Source organism: Pseudomonas sp. B21-059 (assembly GCF_026016285.1).
Lineage (GTDB): Bacteria > Pseudomonadota > Gammaproteobacteria > Pseudomonadales > Pseudomonadaceae > Aquipseudomonas > Aquipseudomonas danubii.
Genome location: NZ_CP087201.1, coordinates 1,966,375 through 1,989,232, shown reverse-complemented (window position 1 = coordinate 1,989,232; position 22,858 = coordinate 1,966,375). Strand labels below are relative to the sequence as shown.

The window sequence follows — 22,858 nt, the reverse complement described above, 5'->3', positions numbered from 1 at the left end:
TTAGCTTTCCATAGCCATAGGTGTTCTCAGAGCAAAATGGCTCAGCGCAGAGCCAGCAGCTCTTGTACCAGGGGCTGCAAATCCAGTTCATTGACCTGCTGCACCCGGTCGATCAAATCCCTGGGCCACGCCTCGAGCCCAAGGCAGGCTCCGAGCATGGCCCCGAGAATCGCGGCGATAGTGTCGGTATCGCCCCCCAGGCTGGCAGCCATGCACAAGGCCTCGAAGGCTTCCAGATGACCAAGCGCCACTTGCCCGGCCAGGGCAAAGCTCGTTACCACCGACTCTTGGGACGCCACCGAGGTCCCCACCAGCTCATAGAGCATCCGGGCAAACCCCTGCTTGTCGCCATCCACGCTCAGAGTGGCAGCCCACTCCAGGCGCGCGGCAATACTGGCACCGGCGACCCAGTAACCTTGCGCCTGTGCCTGCCAGGCAACCTGCCTCCCAAGGGGCAAAGCGTCCGCCAGGCAAGCGCCATTGACACCTGCGGACACGACTGCCGCCACCGCTGCCGCACTGGCAATGCCCAGGCTGGTGTTGTGGGTGACCTGGCAGGCCTGGACCACCGCCTGGATAAAACGATCGGAGTGGGCAACATCGCTGGCGATGCCCACTGGCGTGATACGCATCGCGGCGCCATTGGTGGTGCCGTAGCGGCCGGCCTCTTCCACCGAGTGACCGGCGAGTATCAGTTCAATCGCGTGTTTGGTGGAAGGCCCGAGCAGGTCCTGGGAGCCTTTGGCCTGCATCGCGGCCTCCCATTCAATCAGGCTGCTGGCCAGCGCGGTCGGAGCGATACGGCCTTGGCCCTGGACCAGCAGGCGGCCCACCAGGATCGCCTGTTCGGTGTCGTCGGTAATGGAGCCGGCAGGCATGTTCGCCGCGATCGGCTGATCCGGGCCGGCATCTTCCAGGGTAGCGATAGCGCCGAAGCGCTGCTGGATCTGTTCACGACTCAGGGACTGGGTCGGCATGCCCAGGGCGTCGCCCAAGGCCAATCCATAAAAAGCGCCAAGCGCCCGCCGGAGCTGGCTCACCCTGACTCTCCAAATTGCAGGTGCAGGCGAAAATGCTGCGGGTCCAACAGACTCTCCACCTGCTCCATGAAGCGTCCCTGGCGGTCATAGGTAGTGCGCAGGGCCTTGAGGAACACTTCTCCGGGAGCACGGCCCAGCAGCTCGGCGTCTTCGGCATTCAAGGGTTCGGCGCCGATCCACTGATCGCCACGCTCGCCGATATAGCCGTAGGCGGCCAGGGTAATGGTCAGGGAATCATCGATCAGGCCAACCCGGGGCAGGCCTTCAAGTTCGCCGGATGCAGGGATCAGGGAGCGCTCAAGAGACAGCACCCGTCCCTCGGTGCTGCGGCGACGGCGGTCCAGGGCAATGAATTGGTCAGTGCCCAGGCGGTGCTTGAGCTCGGGACGGCAGATCGCCTCCAGGCGCAACACCTCGGTATTGACCAGCGCTCCACTGTCGGCCAGCGCCTGGGCCCAACCGTGATGCTGGTCCAGGGCCACGCCATCGAAGGTGACAATGGAGCCGACGCCGCTCTGTGTGGCGATGTAGTTGCGACGCTTGAGCTCGGCCAGGGCCTCACGCAAGGTGCCGCGACTGACACCGAACTCCTCGGCCAACTGATGCTCCCCCGGAAGCTGGAAGCCGTCTTCCATGAGACCGCTTTCAATGCGCCGGATCAGCTCGTCGACCACTCTTGTTTTCTTATCGAATCGGACATGTTTGATCATGTCCGGTTGATACATGAAAGATCGGATCAAGAGCAAGAAATATCTTCTTACACCGGCTGGAAACGTCCGTCTAAGGCTCAAGACCTATGGGGAAAAACGTTCCGCCGCTCCACACTCCCAGCCAGTTCTGGCCTTCAAGGGTGCGGGTCTGCGCCAGTTCCACCAGTTGGTAGAAGACGTTGCGATGGATCAGCGCCTCAAGATTGTGTCGAACCAGGATATAGGGCGCAGGCTCCTGGGTCTGAGGATCGATCACCACGCGCAGGGGATGTTCAGCGCCGGCAACCACCTGTTCATCGACATGGGTGGTGAAGCGCAACACCTGGTTTTCGCCCTGCCCTTCGACCTCCAGGGTCACGGCAACGAAAGGTGCGTCATCAACCTTGATCCCCACTTTCTCAACCGGAGTGATGAGAAAGTACTGGTCGCCATCGCGGCGGATGATCGTGGAGAACAGCTTGACCATGGGCTTGCGGCCGATGGGTGTGCCCAGGTAATACCAGGTACCGTCACGAGCGATGCGCATGTCGATATCGCCGCAGAAATCGGGATTCCACAAGTGGACCGGCGGCAGGCCCTTCTCAGCCTTGGGAATCTGCGCCAACAGGTCGTTGGCCTTGCCTGGACCACTCATACCGCTCTCCTCAATCAATCAGTCACTCAAGCCCAGCAAACCGCGCGCGTATTGCTGCAAGGGCGGGCCGAGCAGATCCTGGGGCTTGTTGTCGTGGAACGTCAGTAAACCGCCACGACTGCGAATACGTGCCGAATCGATCAGATACTGGGTACTGGTTTCGATCAGCATGATCTGGATGGTACTGGTATCGACCCCCAGGCGGTCCACGGCTTCCTGATCCAGCCACTCATCGGAGTTGCCGATGCGGTCATCCGCCTTGGCAAAACGGGCGTAAAGCAGATAGTGCGCGCCTAGCTCCCGGGCTTCGGCCATGGCTTCGTTGAGGCCTTCGGCTGCTCGGGCGCGACGCACCATGGGGAAATATTCGATAAAGCCGTTGAAGGCTTCCTCCGCCACCACGTTGGGCCGCGGGTACGCGCTGCCTGGAGGAGCGAAAGGCCCCTGGGCGATGAAAATGAACGAATCCGGCTGAATGCGGAATGAGCTGGTACGGCGGGTATCACTGTGGTCGAGCACCCCGGCGTCACTCAGGTGATAACGCACCCCTTCGCCCATATCACTGACATTCATGCAGCCGCCAAGTGCCAAAAAGGCCAGCAGCAAAACCAGGCTACGCATCCTACCCTCCAAAATCCGGTGACGGAAAACCGGCGAATGGCCACGGGATGCAGCTTCCGCGCCAGCTACGCGATTGAAGGAAACTCACGGAAAATCAGCATCAGCCACCGATGATCTTCATCACCGTGGCTCCGCCGGAGAAGGCCACATCCTGCTTGTCTCCCAAGGCCTTGACCAACAGGCGCTGCAGGGCCGGCAAAGCTTGATGGCGCGGCTTGTCCAGCAGATCGCCAACATAGTGACGATTGCTCGAAGACAGGCAGCCGTGCAACCAGCCAGTGGAAGACAGTCGCAGGCGCGAGCAAGTCCGGCAGAACGGTACACTCTCGTTGGCAATCACTCCGAAATGGCCAAGCCCGGGAATCTCGTAGCGTACGGCCGTGGCATCCAGTGGCGCGTCGGCCTGCAGGTAGTCGTAGCGCTGGCCGATCAGGTCCAGCAACTGCTGCAGGCTGACAAACTGCTGCAGGAAAGCATTGCCGTCGCTGGCCAGGTGGCCCATGCGCATCAACTCGATGAAACGCAATTCATAGCCCTGCTGCAGACAGTAATCGAGCAACGGCATGACCTGGTCCAGGTTCTGTCCGCGCAACGGCACCATGTTGACCTTGATCTTCAACCCCGCGGCACGGGCTTGCTGCATGCCATCGAGCACAGTGGCCAGATCCCCGCCGCGGGCGATGCTGCGAAAGGCCTTGGCATCCAGAGTGTCGAGAGAAACGTTGATTCGACGGATCCCTGCTTCCAGCAACAATGGCAGCTTGCGCGCCAGCAACTGACCGTTGGTGGTCAGACTGATGTCTTCCAGATCCATGCGCCCCACCGCCTCCATGAAAGCTTCCAGCTTGGGGCTGACCAGGGGCTCACCGCCGGTGATGCGCAAACGCTCGATGCCAGCCGCTTCGATCAGATACGCCACGCCCCGGGCCATCGCCTGGGCCGACAACTCATCCTGGGCAGCCACCAGCCGCTTGCCGTTGGGCACGCAGTAGGTACAGGCGTAGTTGCAGGCAGACGTCAGGCTGATCCGCAAGTTGCGAAAGCGCCTGCCTTGACGATCAACGATCATGGATGACTCCGGCCTAAGAAGGGAGAACCGGCAAAACCTGACTCAAAAATCAGGTTTTAGCAAGTCCCATGCCTGAGTATATTCCTCGGACACCGCGCCATACAGTTACCCGATGGCGCAATACAACGGGCGAATGCCTCAGCTGTTGGAAGTGTCGGGGTCGCGCTTGCGCTTGTTGCCCATGCGCACGCCGATGTCCATCAGGAACTGGAAGAAACCTTCCTGATCCTCGAGCACATTGCTCCAGAATGGCGAGTGATAGAGCGCCACGGCACCGTGCACCAGCGCCCAGGAAGCGCAGTAGTGGAAGTAAGGCGGCACGTCTTCCAGCTTGCCTTCGCTGATGCGGCCCTTGATCAGCAGGGTCAGGCGCTCGAAGTTGGAAGCACGGATCTTGTGCAGCTCCTCGACCATCTCCGGCACCTGATTGCCCTTGACCACCTTCTCTTCCAGGCGGTCGAACAACCGGTAGCGCTGCGGATCGCGCATGCGGAACTCGAAGTAGGCCCGAGACAGAGCCTCCTTGTCCTTGTCGACATCGGCAGAGTGCAGCAACTCGTTCAGATCCCGCTCATAGTCGAGCATCAGGCGCAGGTAGATCTCCGCCTTGGACTTGAAATGCTTGTAGATGGTCCCTTTGCCGATACCCACGGCATCAGCAATCATCTCGACGGTGACGCTGTCTTCACCTTGTTCGAGGAACAGCTTGAGCGCGGTATCGAGAATTTCTTGCTCACGGCGACGAAACTCACGGACCTTACGAGGTTCTTTTTGCATAAGAAAAGGTCTGTTCGGGGTCAAAATCGAAGCCGCGTATTATGCCTAACTTGCGCCAAAATGCACGGATCATCCGTCGTTGCCACTGTTTCTGACGTAAAAGCCCTCGAGACGAAAAGACACAGATGAGTCGCAAACGTCCGGAAAATCCAGTGAATACGGGCCCGGCAAGCGGTTCAAATAGAAAACATCGACAGCTGTAAAGCCTCGTATCAGACCGTAAAGTCTCGATTTTTCTGTAATCGGGTCTCGATACCGGCCTCAGCCCCACACTCGACGAAAATACCGCAATGAGTCGCAATTGCTTCACTGCTTCGCAGGAGTGTTGCCTTTATCAGCATCAGGAAATATTACCGATGAGCCTCGAAAGCTCCATCCAGGACAGGTGAAAGGTCTGAATGTATCGATACCATTGATGGGGATCAGGCTTCTCGGGAAACTAAACTGCAACAGCTTGTGTGTTTACCGAAGGGGGAAAATCGTCGAATTCGTGCAAATTTTGCGAAAACAGACTGTTTTTTTGGGATTTTCAACGAAATCAGCCCCAAAACACCGCAAATGAGAACTCAACCGAAGCGCTCGTATTCCAAATTTGTTTAAAAAACGAGCAGGAGCAACTGGACTGAATGCAATAGTGATCAATACTTGAACTGTCGGCGGGACATCTCCCCCAAGTGAAACGCCGATCAAGGTACCGAAGGACCGCGTGCCTTAGTTTTACTCCTAATGGTCTTAACCCGGATTCACCCCCCAGAACCCGGGTTTTTTTTGCCTGAAATTTGCTCTTCCACACACCGGCGACTCAGGCCTCGCCCTTGACTCGCGCCAGGGGAAACAGACGTTTGAAGTTGGCTGTGGTCTGTTCGGCAAAGGCGTCATAGGCTTCGCCCCGCAACATCGCCAGGAACTCCGCCACTTCACGTACGTACTGCGGCAGGTTGGGCTTGCCGCGATAGGGGATAGGCGCCAGATAAGGTGAATCGGTTTCCACCAACAAGCGATCGGCAGGCACCTGCCGCGCTACATCGCGCAAAGCGTCGGCATTGCGGAAGGTGACAATGCCCGACAGAGAAATATAGAACCCCAGGTCCAGAGCAGCCTTGGCCATGTCCCAGTCCTCGGTGAAGCAATGCAACACGCCGGCATTGGGCAATGCAGCTTCACGCAACAGCGCCAGCGTATCGGCCCGGGCACCGCGGGTATGCACGACCACCGGCTTGCCAGTCTGCTGCGCGGCCTGCAGGTGCAAACGGAAGGACTCCTGCTGCAACTCGGCCGCTTCCGGCTCGTAGTGATAGTCCAGGCCGGTCTCGCCGATGGCCACCACCCGCGGGTGGTTCAATTCATCCAGCAACCAGTCCAGCGCCGGAGCCGCCCCCGGCTGCACATCCAGCGGATGCACCCCCACCGAACAATCGACGTCGTCATAACGCTCGGCCAGCGCTTTGACGTCCGCCGCGTTGTCGGCACTGACGCCAATGCACAGAAAATGCCCGACACCGCGCTGACGGGCGGCATCGAGCGCGGCATCCAGTGAGCCGTCGTGGGCGGCAAGGTCGAGACGATCAAGGTGGCAATGGGAATCTACGAGCATAAGAGACTGCAACTACATCCGATAAATGAAAGGGCCGGACTGCACAGTCCGGCCGGATACAGGCTTGATTCTAGGCGCTGCCTGTCAGCGCTGGGTAGGCAACGCCGACCATTGCACCAACAGCGCTTCCAGCAGCAACACGCGATTGAGGTTGGCCTTGCTCAGAACCTTTTGCCGCTGGGCCAGGATCCAGTCCTGGATCGCCAGCACCTTGTCCTGGCCGGACTTTTGCGCCAGGTACTGCAGCACCTTGCGCATGTCCTGCAACCCCAGTCCGTCTTCGTCCTGGGTCAGTTGGTAGCGCAGGATCAGGTTCGACCAGTCACAGAACCAATCGAACAGCAGCAACAAGGGGATGGCATTCCAGGCCTCGGCCAACTGGGTTGGCGACTGTTGCTGCTTGAGCAACTTCTTCACCCCCTCCACCACCAACGCCCGCTGCTCACGCACCCCTTGGGCCTGCAAGCCGACGGCAGCCAGCGGCGATCCCGCCGCGAGGGTCAGCAGCTCCAACCGCTCCTCCTCGGTGCATTCAGGCAAGGCCTGGGACAGCCACTGCTGACTCATTGCCGCGCTGGGCAATGGGCACGCCTGCTGCACACAACGGCTCTTGATGGTGGGCAACAGCCGGCTGGGCTGATGGCTCACCAGCAACAGCACGGTGTCGCCTGAAGGCTCCTCAAGGCTTTTCAACAGGGCGTTGGAGGCGTTGATGTTCATCGACTCCACAGGCTCGATCAGCACCACCTTGCGTCCGCCCAGCTGCGCAGTCTGGACCACGAAACTCACCAGCTCGCGAACCTGGTCGACCTTGATCGCCTTGTCCGCTTCTTCGGGTTCCAGCACGTAATTGTCTGGATGACTACCCGCCTGCAACAACAGACAAGACTTGCACTGACCGCAGGCATCCAGCCCGTCGGGGCGCTGGCACAACAGGCGCGCCATCAGGCGCTCAGCCAGGGCCCGCTTGCCAATTCCCGCCGGGCCGTGCAGCAGGTAGGCGTGAGCATGCTGCGCGCGCCCCGCCAACTGTTGCCAGAGGCCGTCCTGCCAGGGAAAGACCTCAGCCACGGGCGCGCTCCAGCAATTGTGGCAGCAAGGCATCCAGGGACTGCTGGACCTGCGCCAGTGGCTGCGCCGCATCCACCAGGAAATAACGCTGCGGAGCAGCTTCAGCACGCTTAAGGTAAGCCTCACGGACCTTCTGGAAAAACGCCTGGCCTTCCTGCTCGAAGCGATCCAGCCGGCCACGGGCACTGGCCCGGGCCAGGCCAACGTCCACTGGCAGGTCAAACACCAGGGTCAGGTCCGGGCGCAGCTGGCCCTGGACGAAATCCTCAAGGGCAGCGATGCGCGCAAGGCTCAGGCCACGACCAGCCCCCTGATAGGCGTAGGTCGAGTCGGTGAAGCGGTCGCACAACACTACCGCGCCCCGGGCCAGTGCCGGGCGAATCACCGAGGCCAGGTGCTGGGCGCGGGCCGCGAACACCAACAGCAGCTCGGTATCGGCGCTCATGACTTCCTCCCCCGGAGTCAGCAACACTTCGCGAATCCGTTCAGCCAGGGGCGTGCCACCAGGCTCGCGGGTCAACAACACTTCGATGCCTGCAGCGCGCAAACGCTCGGCGAGGTACTCGCGGTTGGTGCTTTTGCCGGCACCTTCCGGGCCTTCCAGGGTAATAAACAAGCCAGTCACAGGCAGTCCTTAATCAAAGTCATTGCGGGCGTTTCGGCGCGGGTTCGGGCTCCACCGGAGCCACAGCCGGCGCGGGTGACGCTGGCGGCGAGCTGTCCGGCGCCGCCTGAGGCGCAACTGCCGGCGCCGAACTCTCGGCTTCGGGAGCGGCCGGAGCAGTTACTGGCGCCGGGCTGGAACGATAGTCGGCGCGACGCTTGAGCTGGAACTCGCGCACGGCGCTGTTATGGGCATCCAGATCATCGGAGAACACATGGCTGCCGTCACCCCGGGCAACAAAATACAGGCTCTTGCCCGGCACCGGATTGAGAGCGGCATGAATCGCCTCGCGCCCGACCATGGCAATCGGCGTGGGTGGCAACCCGGCAATCACATAGGTGTTATAGGGCGTGGCTTCCTTGAGATGCGCCCGGGTCAGCTTGCCGGTGTAGCGCTCGCCCAGACCATAGATCACGGTAGGATCAGTCTGCAGCAGCATGCCGATCTGCATGCGCCGTACAAAGACCCCCGCGATCTGTCCACGCTCATGGGGCACGCCGGTTTCCTTTTCCACCAGCGACGCCATGATCAGCGCCTGATAGGGATCACTGTAAGGCGCATCATCAGCCCGCCTGCTCCACTCCTTGGCCAGTACATCGTCCAGGCGGTCGTAGGCTTTTTCCAGAAGTTCGGCATCGGTCATACCGCGCACAAAACGATAGGTATCGGGGAAGAAGCGCCCCTCGGGGAACACACCGCCGTGTCCGAGCTTCTCCATCACCTGGCTGTCGCTGAGACCGGTCAGGGTCTGTTGCAATTTGTCGCTCTTGGCCAGGGCACTGCGCACCTGACGGAAGGTCCAGCCCTCCACCAGGGTCAGGCTGTACTGCACCACCTCGCCTCGCTGCCAGAGACCGATCAGGCCTTCGGCAGTCATGCCCGGTGTCATGCGGTACTCGCCGCTGTGCAAAGGCTGCCCCGGCAAGTTGAAGCGCCAGTAAAGGCGCAGCCAGAACGCGTCCCGGATCACGCCATCAGCCTGCAGACGATTGAAGGTTCCGGTGGGCGTAGAACCGGCGGGAACATCGAGCAGTTGCTCCTGACTCAGGTTCAGCGGTTGTTCCAGGGCCGAGTGCAGTTTCCAGGCACTCGCGCCCAGCAGCAGACCTGCCAGGACCAGTCCGGTTTCCAGCAGGAGCAGAAATTTACGTCTCACGAATCAAGCATCCAGTAGTGCGCGGGTAATGCCCTGCAGTTTACGGGTGAGCGCACCCGCCGACCAGCTCATCCCGGCGCAGCCAAGCACTGGCCAAATGCCGTAGACACTGTTGCAGACGAAGACCTCGTCCGCCTGTTGCAGTTGATCAAGGCTGATATCCGCCACTTCAAAGGGAATGCCTTGTGACTCGGCCTGAAACAAAATTTCAGCGCGCATCACTCCAGCCACACCGCAGCGACTCAGATCAGCCGTCAGGAGACGCCCCTGACTGACCAGAAACAGATTGCTGAATACACCTTCGATCACCCGTCCGGCACCATCGAGCATCAAGCCTTCGGCGTGCTCGGGGTCGCGCCATTCAGCGCGAGCCAGAACCTGTTCAAGGCGATTGAGATGCTTGAGGCCAGCCAGTAGCGGCTGCTCGGATAAACGCGTGACGCAAGGGAACAGCACAACCCCCTGATCGGCATGAGCCGCCGGATAAGCCGGCAAGGCCCCGCCCTGGAGAATCCGCCGCGCAGCGCCTGCAGGATCGGCGGCATATCCTCGCAGGCTGTCGCCCCGGGTCAGGATCAGCTTGAGCACGCCCTCCCCCAGGGCCGCCGCATAGGCCAGCACTTCGTCGCGAATCAGCGCCTGATCCGCGCTCAGCGCCAGACGTCGGCAGCCTTCGGCCAGACGCTGCAAGTGCCGCTCCAGCAGTTGCGGTTGCCCGGATCGGACAGCGATGGTCTCGAACAGACCATCGCCATAGGCCAGGCCGCGGTCCCTGAGCGACAGCGCGTCAGCTGGCCGACCGTCGACCCAGCTTTGCATCACTCGGAGAACCGGCGGAACACCAGGGAGCCGTTGGTGCCACCAAAGCCGAAGGAGTTGGACAGCACCACATCGATGTCCATGCTGCGCGCAGTGTGCGGCACGAAATCGAGGTCGCAACCCTCATCCGGTTCATCCAGGTTGATGGTGGGCGGCGCGGCCTGACTGTTGATTGCCAGTACGCTGAAGATCGCCTCGATCGCCCCGGCGGCACCCAGCAGGTGACCAGTCATGGACTTGGTGGAACTGACCGCGAGCTTGTAGGCATGGTCGCCGAACACGCTCTTGATCGCTTCGGCTTCCGCCAGGTCACCGGCCGGAGTCGAAGTACCATGGGCGTTGATGTACTGCACTTGATCGACATTGAGCTTGGCGTCACGCAAGGCGTTGGCGATGCAGCGAGCGGCACCGGCGCCATCGGCGGGTGGCGACGTCATGTGATAGGCATCACCGCTCATGCCGAAGCCGATCAGCTCAGCGTAGATGGTGGCGCCACGAGCCTTGGCGTGCTCCAGTTCCTCAAGAACCAGGGCACCCGCACCGTCGGCCAGCACGAAGCCATCACGCCCCTTGTCCCACGGACGGCTGGCACGGGTCGGCTCGTCATTGCGAGTCGACAGCGCACGGGACGCACCGAAGCCCCCCATACCCAGGCCACAGGCGGCCATTTCGGCGCCACCGGCAATCATCACGTCGGCTTCGCCGTAGGCAATGTTGCGCGCGGCCATGCCGATGCAGTGGGTACCAGTGGTACAGGCAGTAGAAATGGCATAGTTCGGCCCCTGGGCACCCAGATGGATGGACAGGAAGCCGGAAATCATATTGATGATCGAACCGGGCACGAAGAACGGAGAAATCCGCCGTGGGCCGGAATCGTGCAGGATACGGCTGGTTTCTTCGATATTGGTCAAACCGCCAATACCCGACCCCATGGCCACGCCGATGCGCTCACGGTTGGCATCGGTGACTTCCAGGCCGGCGTTACGCACCGCCTGAAACCCGGCCGCCAGACCGTATTGAATGAACAGGTCGAGTTTGCGGGCCTCTTTGGCCGACAGGTATTCCTCGACATTGAAGCCCTTTACCGAGCCGCCAAAACGGGTGGAATAGGCAGAAAGGTCGGTGTGTTCGATCAGACCAATGCCACTTTGGCCAGCCAGAATGCCCTGCCAGCTACTCGGTACATCCGTACCCAGTGGCGACAACATACCCATACCGGTGACTACGACGCGTCTACGCGACACAGCACTCTCCTTTTTCTAATGACGACACTTTGTATCAGGCCTAAAGAAAAAACCGCACGCCGTAACGGCAGTGCGGTTTTTCCATGACAGCAAAAGACGACTACAAACGATTAAGCCTGGTGGCTAGTAACGTAGTCGATAGCTGCTTGAACGGTAGTGATCTTTTCAGCTTCTTCGTCAGGGATTTCGGTCTCGAATTCCTCTTCCAGAGCCATCACCAGCTCAACGGTGTCAAGGGAGTCGGCACCCAGGTCTTCAACGAAGGAAGCGGTGTTCACAACTTCTTCTTCTTTAACGCCCAGTTGCTCAGCAACGATTTTCTTGACGCGCTCTTCGATGGTGCTCATACCTTGTTTTCACTCCTAATGGACAAATTCAGGCAGCTGGCCAGTGGGTAAGTGTATAGAAAGGCTTTTCAGCTTTTCAACTGAAAGCTTCATCCCTCAAACCCTTTGGCCATCTGCCTATAAATTGATTGCAGCTTTATAACGGATTTTAGACAGCTCGTATGACATTTTTTTGAAGCAATCCGTCACATTTGACTCACATATACATCCCGCCGTTGACCGGGATTGTAGCCCCAGTAACGTATGCCGCACCGTCGGATGCCAGAAAAGCGACCACTTGCGCGATCTCTTGAGCCTGACCCAGACGACCCAGCGGAATTTGCGTCAGCAGGGCTTCACGCTGTGCTTCCGGCAACTCGCGGGTCATATCGGTATCGATAAAACCTGGAGCAACCGAGTTCACAGTGATCGACCGCGAACCCACTTCACGCGCCAGGGCACGGCTGAAACCTTCCAGACCGGCTTTGGCGGCGGCGTAGTTTACTTGGCCTGCGTTGCCCATGGCACCCACAACCGAGCCAATACTGATAATTCGACCCCAACGAGCCTTGGTCATGCCACGCAAAACACCCTTGGACAGGCGATACAGACTGTTCAAGTTGGTATCGACCACGTCGTACCACTCGTCATCTTTCATGCGCATCATCAGGTTGTCGCGAGTGATACCGGCGTTGTTCACCAGGATCGCCGGCGCACCGAACTGCTCGGTGATGCTGGCCAGAACCGCAGCCACGGACTCGTCGCTGGTGACATTGAGCTCAAGGCCGGTGCCTTGAATGCCGTTTTCCTTGAGGGTAGCCGCGATGCGCTCGGCCCCCGAAGCGGAAGTGGCAGTACCCACCACGGTGGCGCCCATACGCCCCAGCTCAAGCGCGATGGCCTGGCCGATCCCACGGCTGGCGCCGGTCACCAGTGCAACTTTACCTTGCAGACTCATGCAAGCTTCTCCTAGTTCAGGCCAACGCTGCACGAGCGGCAGCGAAAGCATCTGGGGTATTCAGGTTAGAGGTCGACACGCCTTCGGCGCAGCGCTTGTTGAGACCGGCCAGGACCTTGCCCGGACCGCATTCCACCAGCTGGGTGGCGCCCTGGTTCGCCAGGGTCTGCACCGACTCGACCCAGCGCACAGGCTTGTACAGCTGTTCCAGCAAGTCGCGCTTGAGAGTATCGAGGTCAGCCGCCACGGCGGCGCTGACATTCTGTACCAGCGGAATCTGCGGTGCCTGCCAGTTGATCGCAGCAATCGATTCAGCGAAACGCTCAGCCGCAGGGCGCATCAGCTCGCAATGGGACGGCACGCTGACCGGCAATGGCATGGCACGCTTGGCTCCGCGCGCCTTGCAACCCTCGATAGCACGGTCCACCGCCGCCTTGGCACCAGCGATCACCACCTGGCCCGGGGAGTTGTAGTTCACCGCACTGACCACTTCACCTTGCGCCGCTTCTGCACAGGCCGCCACGACATCGGCGTCGTCCAGACCAAGAATTGCCGCCATGCCGCCTTGACCTGCCGGCACGGCTTCCTGCATCAGCTGACCACGACGCTCGACCAGCTTGACCGCTTCGGCCAGAGTCAGACTGCCAGCGGCCACCAGGGCGCTGTATTCACCCAGACTGTGACCCGCGACGAAGGCCGGACGCGCACCACCCTCAGCCAACCAGACACGCCACAGGGCGATGGAGGCGGTGAGGATGGCCGGTTGAGTCTTGTCGGTTTGATTGAGCAGCTCTTCGGGACCTTGCTGGGTCAGCGCCCAGAGGTCGTAGCCCAGAGCATCGGAGGCTTCCTTGAAGGTATCGAGGATCAGTGGGTACTGCGCGCCCAACTCGGCCAACATGCCGAGGGACTGCGAGCCCTGTCCTGGAAAGACGAATGCGAGGGATGCAGACATGTAACAAGCCCCTAATGATCTTGTCGTCGGAGAATTGACGTCACACCGCGGTGGACGCAAGAAACTGACAGTTGGATGGCCAATTGAACTGAGCGGTCACATTTAAGCACTCCACAGGATAAACGCCTAAAGCAACAGATCTTCAAGGCGCCCATGCAGGCGTCGCGGCAGGTCTTCCTGGATTTCGATCAATGCACGCTGAATCGCACTCTGGAACCCCTGAACGCCCGCAGAACCGTGGCTTTTCACCACTATTCCCTGCAACCCGAGAAAGCTCGCACCATTGTGCCGAGCCGGCGCCAGGTCTGCCTGTAATCGCCGCATCAGCGGCAAGGCCAGCACACCTACGGCCCGGGATAGCAGATTGCGCCTGAACAATGCCTCGATACGAGCAGCAATCATGGTGGCCAGCCCCTCGCTGGACTTGAGCAGGATGTTGCCGACAAAACCGTCGCACACCACCACATCCGCCTCGCCGCGATACAACCCGTCACCTTCAACGAAGCCTACGTAGTTCAGCCCTCGCGCCTGCTGAAGCAGACTCGCCGCCAGCTTGACCTGCTGATTACCCTTGATGTCTTCGGTACCGATATTCAGCAAGGCCACTCTTGGCCGCACGATGCCCAGGCTTTGTGCCGCAACCGACCCCATGATTGCGAACTGCAACAGGTGCTCGGCACTGCAATCGACGTTGGCCCCCAGGTCCAGCAACTGGCAATAGCCGCGCTGAGTGGGAATGGCAGCCACCATCGCCGGACGATCGATGCCGGGCAGGGTCTTGAGTACGTAACGCGACAGAGCCATCAGCGCCCCGGTATTACCTGCACTGACACAAGCCTGGACCTTTTCATCCCGCAACAACTCGAGCGCCACCCGCATCGACGAATCAGGCTTGCCACGCAATGCCTGGGCAGGCTTCTCGTCCATGGCAATCACTTCGCTTGCAGGAGTAATCGTCAGGCGCGCGCGATCCACGGCCGAATGACCGGAGAGCAGCTCTTCAAGTAGGGAGGGTTGACCGACCAGGGTCAGATGCAGCGAGGGGGTAGCAGACAGGCAAGCAATACTGGCCTGAACAATGCTGCGGGGACCGAAGTCCCCGCCCATTGCGTCAATCGCGATGACTTGAGCGGACAAGGATTACTCGTCAGCGCCCTTGTCGATCACTTTACGACCACGGTATACGCCTTCTGGCGATACGTGGTGACGCAGGTGAACTTCACCGGTGGTCTTTTCTACGGACAGGGTGCTAGCCTCGAGAGCATCGTGGGAGCGACGCATGTCACGGGCAGAGCGGGATTTTTTGTTCTGCTGAACAGCCATAATTGATTAACTCCTAAACGTTTGGGTCACGCTTTAACTGCGCCAATACACTGAACGGGTTGGACCGCGTTACCTCGTCCTCGCTCGGTTCGGGCTCATCGAGCCCCGCCGGCTGCTGGCATTCTTCCGGATGATGAGCAGGCACGATGGGCAAGGCAAGCAAAAGCTCTTCCTCGACCAACGCCTGCAGATCCAAAGGATCTTCGCCCAGTTCCAGCACGTCATAACCTTTCGGCAACGACTGGGTATTCGCACCCTCCTTCACCACGGCATAACTGCACTCGCTGTGGATCGGCAGGGTGACCAGCTCAAGACAACGCTGGCAAACCATTTTGACTTCGACGTCGATGGAGCTGTGGATAACTACAGCTTTACGCTCGTCACGCTCGAAAACGAATTTAGCCTGCACCGTACCGACATTGTCGGAAAGCGGGTCGCAGAGTCTCTCCAAATCGGCCAGCAGCAGTTCACCTTGAAGGGTGGTGCCACGGTCAGCCAATTTGCGCGGGTCAACGTGAGGTGGAATCGGGTCATTCAACATAGGCGCAGCATTATAGGGATGCCCCCGGCCATGTCAAAGGAAATTCAGCCCTGTCCGTCACTTGCGAGCCCCGCTAGAATTCCCGCCCCACCCCAGGAGATGCACATGCTGCCTTTATTACTAGCTTCGAGCTCGGCGTACCGCCGAGAATTGCTCTCTCGCCTGCAACTCCCCTTCACTTGCAGCTCTCCTGACATTGACGAAAGCCACCGCCCCGGCGAGCACGCCATAGAGCTGGTGAAGCGCCTGGCCGAGGAAAAAGCCCGCGCCCTGGCAACCACCCACCCGGCACACCTGATCATCGGCTCGGATCAGGTGGCGGTACTGGGAGAGCGCATCATCGGCAAGCCTCACACCTTCGACAAGGCCCGCCAGCAGTTGCTGGACGCCAGCGGCGCGAGCGTGACCTTCCTCACCGGCCTAGCCCTACTCAACAGCAAGAGCGGCCAATGCCAGGTGGACTGCATCCCCTTTACGGTCAACATGCGCCACCTCGACAGCGCCCGCATCGAACGCTACCTGCACGCAGAGCAGCCCTTCGACTGCGCCGGCAGCTTCAAGGCCGAAGGCCTGGGTGTCAGCCTGTTCCAGAGCACCGCCGGCAGCGATGCCACCAGCCTCATAGGACTGCCACTGATCCGCTTGGTGGACATGCTACTGGCCGAAGGCGTGGAAGTGCCCTGAGCAGACACTAAAAAGCCGGCACTGCGGCCGGCTTTTTACTCACACTCGAAGTCAACGCAAGGTTGGCCCCTGAAAACCCATCCACATGGCGATCTGCTCAGCCACGCTGGCGCCCAGCTTCTTCGAGAAACGATCGAAAGGCGATTCCTGAACAGTAAAATCCACCACTTCCTTCTCGCCGATCACATCCCGCGCCACCGAACTGGTGCTGCCCAGGCCGTCAATCAAGCCCAACTGCAGTGCCTGCTCACCAGACCAGACCAACCCGGAGAACAGCTCAGGATGCTCCTTGTCCTTGAGACGCTCGCCACGCCCCTGCTTGACGCTGGCGATGAACTGACGATGAGTTGTATCCAGCACACCTTGCCAGAACTGGGTCTCTTCAGGCTTTTGCGGCTGAAACGGATCAAGGAACGACTTGTGCTCGCCAGAGGTGTAGGTACGGCGCTCGACCCCCAGCTTCTCCATGGCACCGACAAAACCGTAACCGGCAGCCGTAACCCCAATGGAGCCCACCAGACTCGCCTTGTCGGCATAGATCTGATCAGCAGCACTGGCAATGTAATAAGCGCCAGAAGCACCGAGATCAGAAATCACCGCATAAACCTTGGTGTCCTTGTGCAGAGCCCGTAAACGGCGAATCTCGTCATAAACATAGCCAGACTGCACCGGACTGCCGCCAGGACTGTTGATACGCAAAACAATGCCCTTGACCTTGGGATCATCAAAGGCCGTGCGCAAGCTACCGACGATATTGTCTGCACTTGCAGACTCCTTGTCGGCAATCACCCCCGTGACATCGATCACTGCGGTGTAGCTACCACCACGAGCGGCGCTCTTCTCCATGGTCATCAACGGAGTAAACAACGCCAGCGCGACAAACAGGTACACAAAGGTCAGCAGCTTGAAGAAAATCCCCCAACGCCGCGAACGACGCTGCTCCTGAACACTGGCCAGGAGGGTCTTTTCCAACAACTGCCAGCTTTTATCGTCACCACCTTCAGCGCCGGCCTTGCTTGGCGCCTTCCATTCATCAGACATGCTTGCTACCCCAACGAAAACTTAATCGACACCCTGACTGAGCCAGGTGTGCAACTCAGGAAAACGATCGATGGACAGGCGCGGCTCAAACGCCTGCAAGGCCTCAATGGACTGAGCACCGTAGCTAACCGCCACCGAATCCATGCCAGCATTACGCGCCATCAACAGATCGAAGGACGAATCCCCGACCATCAATGCCTGCCGAGGCCCAACACCGCAATGAGCAAGAATCTCCTCCAGCATCAAGGGATGGGGCTTGCTGGCAGTCTCATCGGCGGCCCGGGTGATATCGAAATACTCTTCCCAGCCATGAGACTTCAGCACCCGATCCAAGCCCCGACGCGCCTTGCCCGTAGCGACCGCCAACCGATAACCCTCAGCCCGAAAGGCCTCAAGAGACGACACCACTCCAGCAAACAACGGTGAAGGCTCAGCCTCAAGCGCGATGTAGTGTTCCGCGTAATGCTGACGAAAGGCGACCAACTGGCCGTCGTCGATTTCCGGATACAAGGTACGAATCGCCTCCGGCAACCCAAGCCCGATGATGCCCTTGACGGCAAAATCATCACGCCGAGGAAAACCGGATCGATCGGCAGATACGTGCATCGACTCAACAATCCGACCAATGGAGTCAGCCAGAGTGCCGTCCCAATCGAAGATCAGCAGTTGGTAATCAGGGTGCACTCAAGCGCTCCACGGTTTTGGCCCACATGTCGTCCACTGGGGCCTGCAACTTCAGCTCACCACCATCCGGCAGCGGCACCGTCAACATATAGGCATGGAGAAACAGGCGCTTACCGCCCAACTCGCGAATCTCACGAGTGAAATCATCGTCGCCGTACTTGCTGTCGCCGGCGATGCAGTGCCCGGCGTGCAGGGTGTGCACACGAATCTGATGCGTACGCCCGGTGACCGGCTTGGCCTCGACCATAGTGGCGAACTCACCGAAGCGGCGCAGCACCTTGAACACCGTCAAGGCCTCCTTGCCCTCCTCGTTCACTTCCACCATGCGCTCGCCTGAGCGCAGATTGCTCTTGAGCAACGGCGCCCGCACCTGCTTCAGCGCAGTAGCCCAGTGACCACGAACCAGCGCCATATAGCGCTTATCCACACCATCACCGCGCAAAGCGGCATGCAGGTGGCGCAACATGCTGCGCTTCTTCGCGATCATCAACAGGCCAGAAGTATCGCGATCAAGGCGATGCACCAGCTCCAGTTCCTTGGCATCCGGGCGCAACTGACGAAAGGCTTCGATTACCCCGAAATTCAGGCCGCTTCCGCCATGCACAGCAATGCCTGCGGGCTTGTTGATAACAATCAGGGCCTTGTCTTCGAAGACGATCGACGCCTCAAGACGCTGCAGCAAACCTTGCGCCAGCGGCACCGGCTCGTCGCGCTCAGGCACGCGCACCGGCGGCACGCGCACCACATCACCCGCCTGCAGCTTGTATTCGGGCTTGATCCGCCCCTTGTTCACTCGCACTTCGCCTTTGCGCAAAATGCGATAAATCAAGGTCTTGGGCACGCCTTTGAGCCGAGCAAGAAGGAAGTTATCAATTCGTTGGCCGGCATATTCCGGCGAGACCTCAAGCAATTGAACGCCTGGAGTCGAGGGGGCAGTAGTCGTCATGGCGCGAATGATAACAATTTTTTATGGATTTGAAGCACTTAATGATTGCTGCTATAGTCGCGAACGCCGCCAAAAGCGGCTGGACAGCGGAACAGCGGCAACTAGCCGGCCCTGACCAACGCAATTCATAAGGACGCAAGGCCGTCCTACGCAGCTCTCGCTACATACCGGAAGAGTTTGACGTTGTAACAAGCGCAGGTGACATGAGGCCTGAAACCCGTAGAAAGCAGAGTTATCACTCGCCTTTTACGCAGCGATTAACGGCCAGTTCACAAAGTGCAGTCGGCGACAGACAACCCCGAGCGAAGGTTACGGAAACAACGCCTTTAGCCATGATGCGTGACCTCCCCTTTCGGAGTTCACGGTAAATGCCAACCCGCTGCGGATTCTGCGCGCGGCAGCACCCGAATTATCAGGGATACGTGTAGGGTGGAGATGCACAACCGTCGGACTGTGTAGCATTAGGCTTTATTCAAGACGCTTCATCTCGTCCACAGTCGCCGGTTGATTCCTCCTCCTGACAGACTTTTGCTTAAGCGGTGCCTTAGTCACCACAGCAAGCAGGACGCGTGAGTCGCGACTTCGTTCTTAGTTATTCGGACGAACCTCGCTAGACACTCGAGTGGTCAACCACTCCTGACGCACCTGACACCGACCGTGAGAAGTCGTGTGTGCCGAACGCCGTTTCCGGCAGCCCGGAAACCGACGGTACTACATGAAAAGAATGCTGATTAACGCAACTCAACCCGAAGAGTTGCGTGTTGCCCTGGTAGACGGCCAGCGCCTCTACGATCTGGACATCGAGTCCGGTGCACGCGAGCAGAAAAAGGCCAACATCTATAAAGGCCGCATCACTCGTATCGAACCAAGCCTTGAGGCTGCCTTTGTCGATTTCGGCTCTGAGCGCCACGGCTTCCTGCCCCTCAAAGAAATCTCCCGCGAATACTTCAAGAAAGCCCCTGAAGGCCGCGTCAACATCAAGGACGTCCTGAGCGAAGGCCAGGAAGTCATCGTCCAGGTCGAAAAAGAAGAGCGTGGCAACAAGGGCGCCGCCCTGACCACCTTCATCAGCCTGGCGGGCCGTTACCTGGTACTGATGCCGAACAACCCACGTGCCGGTGGCATCTCCCGTCGCATCGAAGGCGAAGAACGCAACGAACTGCGTGAAGCGTTGAACGGCCTGGTAGCTCCTGCCGACATGGGCCTGATCGTGCGCACTGCCGGCCTGGGCCGCAGCAGCGAAGAGATGCAGTGGGACCTCGACTACCTGCTGCAACTCTGGACCGCCATCAAAGAAGCATCTCTGGATCGCTCCGCGCCATTCCTGATCTACCAGGAAAGCAACGTGATCATCCGCGCGATTCGCGACTACCTGCGCCAGGACATCGGCGAAGTGCTGATCGACAGCGTTGAAGCCCAGGACGAAGCCCTGACCTTCATCCGCCAGGTGATGCCGCAGTACGCCAGCAAGATCAAGCTGTACGAAGACAGCGTTCCGCTGTTCAACCGTTTCCAGATCGAAAGCCAGATCGAGACCGCCTTCCAGCGTGTGGTTGAACTGCCTTCCGGCGGCTCCATCGTCATCGACCCAACCGAAGCCCTGGTGTCCATCGACATCAACTCGGCCCGCGCCACCAAAGGCAGCGACATCGAAGAAACCGCCCTGCAGACCAACCTGGAAGCAGCGGAAGAAATCGCTCGCCAGTTGCGCCTGCGTGACATCGGCGGCCTGATCGTCATCGACTTCATCGACATGACCCCGGCCAAGAACCAGCGCGCAGTGGAAGAGAAAGTCCGCGAATGCCTGGAAGCCGACCGCGCCCGCGTGCAGATCGGTCGCATCTCGCGCTTCGGCCTGCTGGAAATGTCCCGTCAGCGCCTGCGCCCATCCCTGGGTGAAAGCAGCGGCATCGTCTGCCCACGCTGCAACGGCACCGGCATCATCCGTGACGTTGAGTCGCTGTCCCTGGCGATCCTGCGCCTGATCGAAGAAGAAGCCCTGAAAGACCGCACCGCCGAAGTTCGCGCCCAAGTGCCGATTCCGGTCGCGGCTTTCCTGCTCAACGAAAAACGCAACTCGATCACCAAGATCGAACTGCGTACCCGTGCCCGCATCGTCATCCTGCCGAACGATCACCTCGAAACGCCGCACTTCGAAGTTCAGCGCCTGCGCGATGACAGCCCGGAAGCCAACACCAACCAGTCCAGCTACGAAATCGCCGCTGCCGCTGCCGAAGCCGAAGAAGTTCAGCCAACCGCCGCCACCCGTACCCTGGTTCGCCAGGAAGCCGCGGTGAAGACCGCTCCGGCCCGCGCCAACGCTCCAGTGCCAACCGAAGCCCCTGCCCCGGTTGCCGCTCCAGCTCCGGTTGTTGCCGAGCCGAGCCTGTTCAAAGGCCTGGTGAAGTCCCTGGTCAGCCTGTTCGCCACCAAGGAAGAGCCAGCGGCTCCAGTTGTGGTCGAGAAGCCAGTGACCGAACGTCCTGCGCGCAGCAACGAAGAACAACGTCGCAATGGCCGCCAACAGAGCCGCAACCGTAACGGTCGCCGCGATGAAGAACGCAAGCCGCGCGAAGAGCGTGCTCCGCGTGAAGAACGCGCACCACGGGAAGAGCGTCAGCCACGGGAAGTTCGTGAAGCCCGTGAAGAAGTACAAGGCGTAGCCCGCGAAGAACGCGCTCCACGCGCACCTCGTGAAGAACGTCAACCACGCGCCCCTCGCGAGGACCGCAAGCCACGTGGCGAACGTGAAGAGCGTGTTCGCGAACTGCGTGAACCGCTGGATGCCGCTCCGGCTGCAGCCGCCGCTACCGCAGCCGCTGTGACTGAAGAGCGTCCAGCTCGCCAGCCACGTGAAGAGCGCCAGCCGCGTCAACCACGTGAAGAGCGCCAACCACGCGCCGAGCAGGCTCAAGCCGCTGCCGCCAGCGAAGAAGAAGTGCTGCCTAACGAAGAGCAACTGCAGGAAGAGGGCCAGGACAACGCCGAAGGCGAACGTCCACGTCGTCGCTCCCGCGGCCAGCGTCGTCGCAGCAATCGTCGTGAACGTCAGCGCGATGCCAACGGCAATGTGATCGAAGGCTCGGAAGAGAACGGCGAAGAGCCGAGCAGCGCCGACCTGGCTGCCGGCCTCGCGGTTACCGCTGCCGTTGCCAGCACCGCCATCAGCGCCAACGCTGAAGCCGAAGCACATCAGCAAGCCGAACGTGCTACGGCCGCGGTTGAAGAAAAGGCTCCGCAAGCGCCTGTTGTTGAAGCCAACACTGCAGTGGAAGCTCCAGCAGCTCCAGCGGTTGAAGTTGCTCCAGTAGCCGAAGCGGCTCCGGTTGTTGCAGAACCCGCCCAGGTTGAAGTTGCTGCCGAACCGGCCGTGGTTGTGGAAGCACAGCCAGTGGTTGCCCAGCAGCCTGTGGCAGAACCTGTAGCCCCAGCGCCAGTGACTGAAGAAAAGGCCATCGAGCCGGCTCAGGAAACTCCAGTGCCTGCAACTGAGCCTGTAGCTGTCGAACAGCCAGTGGTTGCCCAGCAACCAGCCCAGGCCGAAGAGCCTGCTCCGGTTGCGGCCCCTGTGGTTGCCGAAGCACCCGCTCCAGTGATCGAGGCCGCTCCTGCCAGCGCCCTGACCAGCAACGGTCGCGCACCAAACGATCCGCGTGAAGTGCGTCGTCGCAAGCGTGAAGCCGAGCGTCTGCAGAAGGAAGCCGAACTGGCTGCCGCAGCTGCCCCGGTTGAAGCCGTGGTCGCTGCCGAACCCGCTCCGGTAGAAGCGCCAGTGGTCGTCGAGGCCGCTCCAGCGCCTGTCGAAGCAGCCGAAGCAGCACCTGCGCCTGTCGCCGAACCTGCGGTCGAGCAAGCTGCCCCAGCCGTGGAAGAGGCTCCGCACAACGTCGAACACGCCGTTGAGCACGTAGCCCACACCGAGGAGAAACAGCACGAGCCTAAACCTCTCGTCTGACTCCATCGGCAATGAAAAAGCCCCGCCCGGTTAACCGAGCGGGGCT

23 protein-coding genes are annotated in these 22,858 nt (G+C 60.0%); 2 read left to right on the top strand and 21 right to left on the bottom strand.

Features of this window, described 5'->3' with window-relative positions:
* Window positions 1–41: 41 nt before the first annotated feature.
* The 18 genes from LOY69_RS09075 to LOY69_RS08990 form a co-directional block, all read right to left on the bottom strand.
* On the bottom strand, window positions 42–1,040 hold the full coding sequence (locus LOY69_RS09075) for an ADP-ribosylglycohydrolase family protein (protein WP_253084477.1): 999 nt from the start codon (window positions 1,038–1,040) through the stop codon (window positions 42–44).
* The gene (locus tag LOY69_RS09070) at window positions 1,037–1,750 is read right to left on the bottom strand and encodes a GntR family transcriptional regulator (protein ID WP_102864106.1); all 714 of its coding nucleotides are present in this window, start codon (window positions 1,748–1,750) and stop codon (window positions 1,037–1,039) included. Before LOY69_RS09070 ends, LOY69_RS09075 begins: the two co-directional genes overlap by 4 nt.
* 70 nt (window positions 1,751–1,820) lie before the next feature.
* Window positions 1,821–2,384: a DUF1285 domain-containing protein gene (locus LOY69_RS09065; RefSeq protein WP_102878938.1), complete on the bottom strand. Its 564-nt coding sequence runs from the start codon at window positions 2,382–2,384 to the stop codon at window positions 1,821–1,823.
* An 18-nt stretch (window positions 2,385–2,402) separates the two neighbouring features.
* A complete protein-coding gene (locus LOY69_RS09060) occupies window positions 2,403–3,005 on the bottom strand; it encodes a DUF4823 domain-containing protein (RefSeq protein ID WP_102863903.1) in 603 nt (200 codons plus the stop codon).
* Window positions 3,006–3,105: 100 nt separating this feature from the next.
* Window positions 3,106–4,074, bottom strand: coding sequence for a GTP 3',8-cyclase MoaA (locus LOY69_RS09055; protein ID WP_102878937.1), 969 nt, complete (start codon window positions 4,072–4,074; stop codon window positions 3,106–3,108).
* 138 nt (window positions 4,075–4,212) lie between these two features.
* On the bottom strand, window positions 4,213–4,851 hold the full coding sequence (locus LOY69_RS09050; protein ID WP_011060125.1) for a TetR/AcrR family transcriptional regulator: 639 nt from the start codon (window positions 4,849–4,851) through the stop codon (window positions 4,213–4,215).
* Window positions 4,852–5,653: 802 nt separating this feature from the next.
* Window positions 5,654–6,445: a TatD family hydrolase gene (locus LOY69_RS09045; RefSeq protein ID WP_102878936.1), complete on the bottom strand. Its 792-nt coding sequence runs from the start codon at window positions 6,443–6,445 to the stop codon at window positions 5,654–5,656.
* 84 nt (window positions 6,446–6,529) lie between these two features.
* Window positions 6,530–7,516 (bottom strand): DNA polymerase III subunit delta', encoded by a 987-nt coding sequence (locus LOY69_RS09040; protein WP_102878935.1) that lies wholly within the window; start codon window positions 7,514–7,516, stop codon window positions 6,530–6,532.
* Window positions 7,509–8,141 (bottom strand): dTMP kinase, encoded by a 633-nt coding sequence (tmk, locus tag LOY69_RS09035; RefSeq protein WP_102863907.1) that lies wholly within the window; start codon window positions 8,139–8,141, stop codon window positions 7,509–7,511. The genes LOY69_RS09040 and tmk overlap by 8 nt, the downstream gene beginning before the upstream one ends.
* Window positions 8,142–8,160: 19 nt before the next feature.
* Complete coding sequence (gene mltG, locus LOY69_RS09030; protein ID WP_265074395.1) at window positions 8,161–9,336, bottom strand: endolytic transglycosylase MltG; 1,176 nt, start codon at window positions 9,334–9,336, stop codon at window positions 8,161–8,163.
* A 3-nt stretch (window positions 9,337–9,339) separates the two neighbouring features.
* Window positions 9,340–10,155 carry an aminodeoxychorismate lyase gene (gene pabC / locus LOY69_RS09025; protein WP_110652127.1) on the bottom strand — a complete coding sequence of 272 codons (816 nt, stop codon included), beginning with the start codon at window positions 10,153–10,155 and terminating at the stop codon, window positions 9,340–9,342.
* The gene (gene fabF / locus LOY69_RS09020; protein ID WP_102863910.1) at window positions 10,155–11,399 is read right to left on the bottom strand and encodes a beta-ketoacyl-ACP synthase II; all 1,245 of its coding nucleotides are present in this window, start codon (window positions 11,397–11,399) and stop codon (window positions 10,155–10,157) included. The genes pabC and fabF overlap by 1 nt, the downstream gene beginning before the upstream one ends.
* 110 nt (window positions 11,400–11,509) lie before the next feature.
* A complete protein-coding gene (gene acpP, locus LOY69_RS09015; RefSeq protein ID WP_003175607.1) occupies window positions 11,510–11,746 on the bottom strand; it encodes an acyl carrier protein in 237 nt (78 codons plus the stop codon).
* A gap of 196 nt (window positions 11,747–11,942) precedes the next feature.
* Complete coding sequence (gene fabG / locus LOY69_RS09010) at window positions 11,943–12,683, bottom strand: 3-oxoacyl-ACP reductase FabG (protein WP_011060118.1); 741 nt, start codon at window positions 12,681–12,683, stop codon at window positions 11,943–11,945.
* A 16-nt stretch (window positions 12,684–12,699) separates the two neighbouring features.
* Entirely contained in the window at window positions 12,700–13,638 is a 939-nt protein-coding gene (gene fabD / locus LOY69_RS09005; RefSeq protein WP_102863911.1) for an ACP S-malonyltransferase, read from the bottom strand.
* 126 nt (window positions 13,639–13,764) lie between these two features.
* On the bottom strand, window positions 13,765–14,775 hold the full coding sequence (gene plsX / locus LOY69_RS09000; protein WP_265074394.1) for a phosphate acyltransferase PlsX: 1,011 nt from the start codon (window positions 14,773–14,775) through the stop codon (window positions 13,765–13,767).
* Between the two features lie 3 nt (window positions 14,776–14,778).
* Complete coding sequence (rpmF, locus tag LOY69_RS08995) at window positions 14,779–14,961, bottom strand: 50S ribosomal protein L32 (RefSeq protein WP_003179396.1); 183 nt, start codon at window positions 14,959–14,961, stop codon at window positions 14,779–14,781.
* A gap of 13 nt (window positions 14,962–14,974) precedes the next feature.
* Entirely contained in the window at window positions 14,975–15,502 is a 528-nt protein-coding gene (locus tag LOY69_RS08990; protein WP_011060115.1) for a YceD family protein, read from the bottom strand.
* A 105-nt stretch (window positions 15,503–15,607) separates the two neighbouring features.
* On the opposite strand from LOY69_RS08990, the gene LOY69_RS08985 reads away from it, so the two are divergent.
* Window positions 15,608–16,186, top strand: coding sequence for a Maf family protein (locus LOY69_RS08985; protein ID WP_265074393.1), 579 nt, complete (start codon window positions 15,608–15,610; stop codon window positions 16,184–16,186).
* Between the two features lie 51 nt (window positions 16,187–16,237).
* On the opposite strand, the gene sppA is transcribed toward LOY69_RS08985, so the two are convergent.
* From sppA to rluC, 3 genes are read right to left on the bottom strand one after another with little or no spacing between them, the layout of a single operon-like run.
* Window positions 16,238–17,227 carry a signal peptide peptidase SppA gene (gene sppA / locus LOY69_RS08980; RefSeq protein ID WP_102863914.1) on the bottom strand — a complete coding sequence of 330 codons (990 nt, stop codon included), beginning with the start codon at window positions 17,225–17,227 and terminating at the stop codon, window positions 16,238–16,240.
* Between the two features lie 21 nt (window positions 17,228–17,248).
* Window positions 17,249–17,911, bottom strand: coding sequence for an HAD-IA family hydrolase (locus LOY69_RS08975; protein ID WP_110652130.1), 663 nt, complete (start codon window positions 17,909–17,911; stop codon window positions 17,249–17,251).
* Window positions 17,901–18,857 (bottom strand): 23S rRNA pseudouridine(955/2504/2580) synthase RluC, encoded by a 957-nt coding sequence (rluC, locus tag LOY69_RS08970; RefSeq protein WP_102878928.1) that lies wholly within the window; start codon window positions 18,855–18,857, stop codon window positions 17,901–17,903. Before rluC ends, LOY69_RS08975 begins: the two co-directional genes overlap by 11 nt.
* Before the next feature lie 715 nt (window positions 18,858–19,572).
* Here rluC and rne point away from each other — a divergent pair.
* Entirely contained in the window at window positions 19,573–22,812 is a 3,240-nt protein-coding gene (gene rne, locus LOY69_RS08965; protein ID WP_265074392.1) for a ribonuclease E, read from the top strand.
* Window positions 22,813–22,858: the final 46 nt, after the last annotated feature.